7 protein-coding genes are annotated in these 6,415 nt (G+C 35.7%); 3 read left to right on the forward strand and 4 right to left on the reverse strand.

The genetic code is table 11. The features are described 5' to 3' along the window. Positions 1-562: 562 nt before the first annotated feature. Positions 563-1,003: a phosphoribosyltransferase gene (locus DYY65_RS08300; protein WP_162477501.1), complete on the reverse strand. Its 441-nt coding sequence runs from the start codon at positions 1,001-1,003 to the stop codon at positions 563-565. A 217-nt stretch (positions 1,004-1,220) separates the two neighbouring features. On the opposite strand from DYY65_RS08300, the gene DYY65_RS08305 reads away from it, so the two are divergent. Beyond that, positions 1,221-1,793: a hypothetical protein gene (locus DYY65_RS08305; RefSeq protein WP_162477502.1), complete on the forward strand. Its 573-nt coding sequence runs from the start codon at positions 1,221-1,223 to the stop codon at positions 1,791-1,793. A 619-nt stretch (positions 1,794-2,412) separates the two neighbouring features. On the opposite strand, the gene DYY65_RS08310 is transcribed toward DYY65_RS08305, so the two are convergent. The 3 genes from DYY65_RS08310 to DYY65_RS08320 form a co-directional block, all read right to left on the reverse strand. Beyond that, complete coding sequence (locus DYY65_RS08310; RefSeq protein ID WP_162477503.1) at positions 2,413-3,462, reverse strand: response regulator; 1,050 nt, start codon at positions 3,460-3,462, stop codon at positions 2,413-2,415. 97 nt (positions 3,463-3,559) lie between these two features. Beyond that, positions 3,560-3,715: a hypothetical protein gene (locus DYY65_RS08315; protein ID WP_162477504.1), complete on the reverse strand. Its 156-nt coding sequence runs from the start codon at positions 3,713-3,715 to the stop codon at positions 3,560-3,562. Positions 3,716-4,202: 487 nt separating this feature from the next. Further along, positions 4,203-4,412, reverse strand: coding sequence for a CDGSH iron-sulfur domain-containing protein (locus DYY65_RS08320; RefSeq protein ID WP_162477505.1), 210 nt, complete (start codon positions 4,410-4,412; stop codon positions 4,203-4,205). Between the two features lie 143 nt (positions 4,413-4,555). Here DYY65_RS08320 and DYY65_RS08325 point away from each other — a divergent pair, with 143 nt between their 5' ends. Next, positions 4,556-5,002, forward strand: a complete 447-nt coding sequence (locus DYY65_RS08325; RefSeq protein WP_162477506.1) for a winged helix-turn-helix domain-containing protein — start codon at positions 4,556-4,558, stop codon at positions 5,000-5,002. Positions 5,003-5,796: 794 nt separating this feature from the next. Further along, the coding region (locus tag DYY65_RS08330) for an Nramp family divalent metal transporter (RefSeq protein WP_201449416.1) at positions 5,797-6,415 on the forward strand (619 nt) is incomplete at its 3' end.

The raw sequence follows: 6,415 nt of genomic DNA on the forward strand, positions 1-6,415 counted from the left end.
TTAAATTTTCTTTCTAGTTCTATATGAGATACACTTCCCAGCAGAAGTGTAACCCATGTCGGTAAGCTATATTGTCACCTATGTCGGTAAGTACAACACGTAACTATGCTAGCTAGTATAGTTCAATATTTAATCAAAGTTCTGAAACACAATTTAAGTACTGTTGGGCTAATCTGCATTAGGTTTCAACTACAATGCATAAAGTGACGTCTGAAGAAACACAAAGCTCAGCCTTATGTACTAGGGTTGAATATTTTAGGCTCCTATAAGGTACGCAACTTGACTTTGAGTTTGGCTTCATAAGTGGCTATGTTTTGCGAGGTGAGAGTGGACAGCCCTATTCTCTTAGCGCCCTGAGAAACTAGACATTATAAGATGTTCCGTCGGTAGCTCCAAAAGATTAAAAATCCATATAGCATTATAATGTTCCATCCACCCCCTGACTGCTTTGTGTCTACCGAGAAATCTTAAAATTTTTATCACTTTCAGACTTTCTAAAGGTTCCAACATTAGGCAAAAATATATCTCGCAAATAGTGTAGTTTTTATGTCCGGGGGAGCTGTCAGAGTGATTTCTTTCTTTCCCATGGGAATATAACATATTTACGATGGTTCAATATTTTACCAACAAAAATAGAAGTGCTTTTAGAGTATCGGCTAACAAGGAATGCAAAATCACAATCCAACATCTTGAATGCATGAGAGACTTTACTAAAAGTATTACCGGTGTCGTAAATTTCATCAATCACAAGATATTTCTTTTCTTTGTATAGGCGAGGCATTTCATACTTGTGCAGTATCTTGTTTCTAATTGGTATAAATTGAAGGTGGTTAATACCCAGCTCTCGTGCTATCAATGCAGCTGGAACAATACCTCCATTTGTGATACCTAGTACGATGTCATAACTTTTATTTGACTTTTGGATTTTGGCCGCAAGAACTTTTACCATGTCTTCCACATCCAACCAACTGCAAAGGACTTTAGAAGAGTAATAATCGTTCACGCTTTACCTTTTCCTCTCCACCATGTATTTTGAGTATAACAAAGATTGTTTATTCATTTATTGCGATATATTTATGATTATTTGTTTTTAACGATGCCTTCAGCAGCTACTATGAGGCTATCCGATAATTAGTTGATTTTTGTTGAGTTCTAGACTATCTAATAGGTTGTGTTCTCTACGGTAATCCTTATCTAACTCTTATAGTAATAGGGCTGCAATGGAAGGTTCTGGTGCGCCAAAACGCCGTAAACTCCCTGTGGGTGATTGCTCAATAATCATTAATAAGTTAATCACGAATGATAGAAAATGTCACAAACTACTGTCAAAGGACGGTATAACAGCACGTTACCTCGTCATAGATAGACTACCAGGGATTTTCGAAGGAATAGCTATTGACATCAATTTCCAGAGAAGCAAGATGAATAGCATTAGTAGAATGGTAACAATAACTAAGAACCTTGATGAATATCAATTTATCATTTGCTCTGAAATTCGAAATATGTCAGATAGTAACCCTTACAAAAAACAATTACAGAAATACAGAGTGCTCACGATTGCCTCATTTGCAACACTTGTCTATGTGTTGTCTTCTCTAGAGAATGATCAAGCCTTGCAAGAGTGGAATTATTTCGCTCAAATATTGTTAACTAGAATCTCAGAGACTCGATTAGAAGCATATTCAAATCAAAAACAACGCGATAACATAACCAGAAAGCCGATAAGTCCTGTATTTGATTTTCTAGGAATCCACGAAGATGATATTGATCGTATACTGGGCTCCATCTACTAGACATCGATAAGTTTGAACAACTCAAACCTGAACAAACAAGAGGCTTTTTGTAACTCGTGATGTAGTATGGCAATAGTAAATCTGTGTGGTCTAGCCCCAGAATCCCAAAGTCAATATTCAATAGATTGGGTTTGGCCAAATTCTAACTTCTTATCACTTGAGGAGTGAAGAATCAAGTTTTTAGATTGTCAAGCGAAAAACATTTTTGCTCTCAATGATACCGGTGCAGGAGATACTACACCGAAACTATAGATAGACTTTTGCTGATAATGGATATTGCAAATTGGATTGCTAGTAAACAAGCACATGCAATGTCTAAGAAATCAAGTGATAAATTTAGTCTGAATCCGGCCATGAGTGAAGCACATTTAGTTTTAGATTTTGGCATAAATATGAAATATCATATAGACGAAACAAGTGGATCCAGAAGAATTATATTTTATTTTGAATACGTCTATGCATGCGTATCCTAATTCTCAATCTGTATTATGAAGTTAATTGGTTTGCTCAATTGAATGCAAAGAACTAAATTTGCAAGAGGAAAAGGTCATATTAATGGTCGAATGGTGATAAGCGGATAGATAACAGCTGAGTATAAGAGTCGTCCTTGAGGTGGCTTCTATACAAGCGCAGCATTTACTACATTTATAAAATTCTCTATTGTGGATGGCTTTTTTATTATATGTTCAGTCTTCTTCACATCGGGTAATATGCTCAGAAGCTCTGGAACGGCATCTAATGCAGATACAAAAAGGATTTTTATATTTCTATTAATTGCTTTCAATCTATAATATAGTTGTAGTCCGTTCAGTCCAGGCATTCTTATATCTAGTATAGCTAAATCATATTGAGATGGATCAACAGTGGCAAAGTGTGCTAAGGCTTCAAGAGAATCCGCAAATGCTTCTACATTGAATCCTTGGGAGACTAATCCTGTTTTAAACGTATAGAGAACGTCTTCTTCATCGTCTACTAACAGAATAGAACGAGTTCGGTTTCGATTCGACTTTTCATTGGGTCGTTTTGAAGATAGGTCATTACGGCGTAACGAGAACACGGGGTACTCCTCTGATCTCCCAATCGCCTCAAAATGATAATAGGTCCTGAGCGAAGAAAACAAGGGGGCAGACTGTACTAAATCGTATAGACCATTACCAATTACTAGACCATTCGGAGGTGCCAGTGAATTTATCTTCGCACATGTATTCATAGTTTGCCCGAATAAATCATCGCTTAGGGATGAGTTAGACCTTGCTACTTCTACATTTCCATAATCAGCGCTAATCCTATAGCTGAGAAGTGGCAAATCCTCTTCGCGTAATTTATCATTAATAGGATCATGCGCTTCTATCATTGTTATACAACACTCCATTACGTCACCGATGGATTTTTCAGAGGAACTATAAGGAAAATAAAAGATCAAACAATCACCTACATTTTTTATAATCTTTGCCCCAAAATTTCTTGCTATTGCAGCCATTGTATTTAAAAAAATGCCATAGTACTTTCTGACCTTCTCTGGACTGTTGATAGTAGAAGTAATTCTTGTTGAGTCGACTATGTCAACAAAACATACACAGCAATCCTGTGATCTTATAAACCGTACTTCCTCATCAGTGACATTGGATTGATGGTCATAATCACCAGGATGATGGTCTACTGCCGGCATTTTTCTAAGTTCATCTAAACGAACCAGTGTTATATAAGCGATCGAATAGTAGATTTTGAAAGAGTTTGGTTAAAAATTGCGTAATAAGCCTACTAACTCAAGCGGAATTTCTACGCACTGGAAGAATCGAATTAATTTTACTGACTATACCCCGTAAGAAATCTTTGCTTACTATTAGCTCCTTAGTATATTGAACGGTTTCTATTTCAGACCATGTTCGATTATCTTTCCATCTTCGTATACTTTCTTCCATACTTCCAGCCACCTCCCTTTTCAGCGTCCTATAAGGTTTATTTTATTATCATGTATCATATTATTACAAGCATTTCTTTGGCAGCTATCACTCTTGCTTTCTGCGGCTATACTCTTATAGATTCTCCCTAATCTATCATCACGCCTTATAGATGTGGTTCGCTATAAGAAATTAGATATTGGAGCATGTCTATTGCACTTGTCATTTTTATCTAGACACCGTGGAATGTTCAAGTATAATAAATAGAACAAGAAAGAAGTATATGATCACCATTCATCATAAATTTGATGAAATATGGCCCTATTGGCTAAAAGAATCTTTTTCTTTTGGCTTATTTAAGAATATTCGTAAATAAACTCCCTAAAATGGATTAAGTAAAAGTTATGTAGTTTTTTCATTAATCGTACCTTGATATGTTAATTTCATCTTTTCAGCTCTATCAGCGGAATTCGCAGTATTAATAATCATAATACACGGTCTCACCTGCTTAACCAGATATTTCCCAGTCACGAACTTCGGTTCTTTTTAGTTCTTTGTCATACGTGTATGTCCTGTTATCTTCGTCTGCTACTATTTTGTGTGAACCATCACAATATGGTTGATTATTACTCAAACCACACATACACACCCATATGCTTTCTTCTCTAGTCTTAATCTCAAAAGGAATTTTATCTTCTTTCCTTACTAATCTAGCCATCTATTAGAAGATATAATGGAATATGATATTATTCTGTATGCCCACTCTCTATACACAATGTTATACATTGTACTACAAAATATAAGATCTGTTGTTTTATGTGGACATCCAAAATAAATAATTACAAATAGCATACTTTGGCAATGACTCTTCAGCAACTGGCAAATGCAGGCCAAATTGTTAGAAGCCAAAGGGTAAAGAGAGCAGTGCTTACAGCGCTAGCTGATAATGAAATGATGAAGATTCTAGCTTCAGTAATGAATCAGTCAAAGTCCGTCAGCGAAATTTTAAAAGAAACTAATATTTCGCATACAACCGCTTTTAGAAAAACAAAGTGGCTTCTTAAAGAAGGCCTAATCATAGTTGATAAAATCACAATCACTCCAGATGGAAAGAAATTTAGTCTATATTTTAGTACTTTGAAAGCTATCACAGCTAGATATGAAGCTAACTATGTTAGTGTAGAGGCTGAGCCAAATTCTGATATCGCAAGGAAACGTGATATCGCAAGGAAACGGTTGAGAAGTTTTTCTCAATCGAATAGCACCACTAGATTTTACGGACTTGCTTACACGTTTTTACTAGCATAACCAAGTAATTTTCTTCAAATGCCTGAAGTTCATTAAGAGTCTTTAGTCCTAGCGATATATGGAATGACAATAGCTTTCTCTCAGCATCCCTTTGAGGTCTTTCATAAATCTACCAGACTGAAGTAATTATGCCAATTAGTATAAATGCGCATACAAACAAAAGGTTCATTGTATTTCTGTTTTTATCACAGATTTTGTCAATTATCGGTACAGATATTAGACCAGAATATCAAGATCAAATTCGCTATAAAGTCTGCAGCTATTTAATCACTTACAAATAATCTTCCAAATAAAATCTTATGTATGCAAAGGGGAACAGCATGTCATCTGTACGCTGGGTCACACCAATCCAAATAGGAATAGCGATTCATGAAGTAATACACCCTTGATATCTGATCGTTTGAGTTCAGAATATTTTTTATTTTTTTCTGCTATGGTTCTTTGTTAGACTCAGAACTAACATTAATTCCTTCATCTTTGGATCCAATTCGCTTTTGTAGAATTCTGATGCTTCCTTTATTGAGAGAGTCAAGTGGAATAACAAAATTCGCCTAAAAATAGCTTTTCATACATAATACATACGACCTACTGATCAAAATTCAATTAGAAAGCATATGTTATTTGATGTAGACGTCTAATTATAACAGAAAGTCAATTTAAAAATGGATACCTATTAGGTATCTCCTAATTACTTCAATTCATTATAGATGTCTATTTTATTCATATAGTTAATGATGTTAACATGGGCTAACTTTTATATCCTAGGTTAGTTTTATTATATATGTATACTACTAATGCTTTCAGAGAAGTATTTTCTAGCCAAGAAGGAATCTCTTCTCAGATTATTCCTTTACACTGGGCCTGCACTATTGGTTAGCGTAGCCTATATGGACCCTGGGAACTATGGTACCGACATTGCGGGTGGAGCATCTCAAAATTATAGCCTACTTTGGGTGGTTTGGCTATCCAGTGGTATGGCTATGATGCTTCAATATTTGTCTGGAAAAATTGGAATAGCAACTGGAAAATCATTACCAGAGATAATTCGCGAAAAACTAAAAAAGAAAATATTCATCATGCCTTATTGGTTAGCTGCTGAAGCAGCCTCAGCTGCTACTGACTTGGCGGAGTATCTTGGAACCGTTATTGCACTTAACCTTCTATTCGGGATTCCAATGCTCTATGCGGCTGTCTTTGGTGCGTTGGATGTAATTCTAATACTTGCACTGACGACTCGTAGATTCAGAATTCTTGAGCAAGTCTTCATACTTTTAATATCAATAATCAGTTTCGGGTATTTGTATGAGGTATTTATTACAAAGCCAGATCCATCTGCTATTCTGTATCATTCCTTTGTTCCAATGATCGCAAACTCTAATGCCTTGATGATATCAGTTGGAATTATAGGAGCCA

Source organism: Nitrososphaera sp. AFS, from assembly GCF_009898475.1.
Taxonomy (GTDB): domain Archaea; phylum Thermoproteota; class Nitrososphaeria; order Nitrososphaerales; family Nitrososphaeraceae; genus Nitrosopolaris.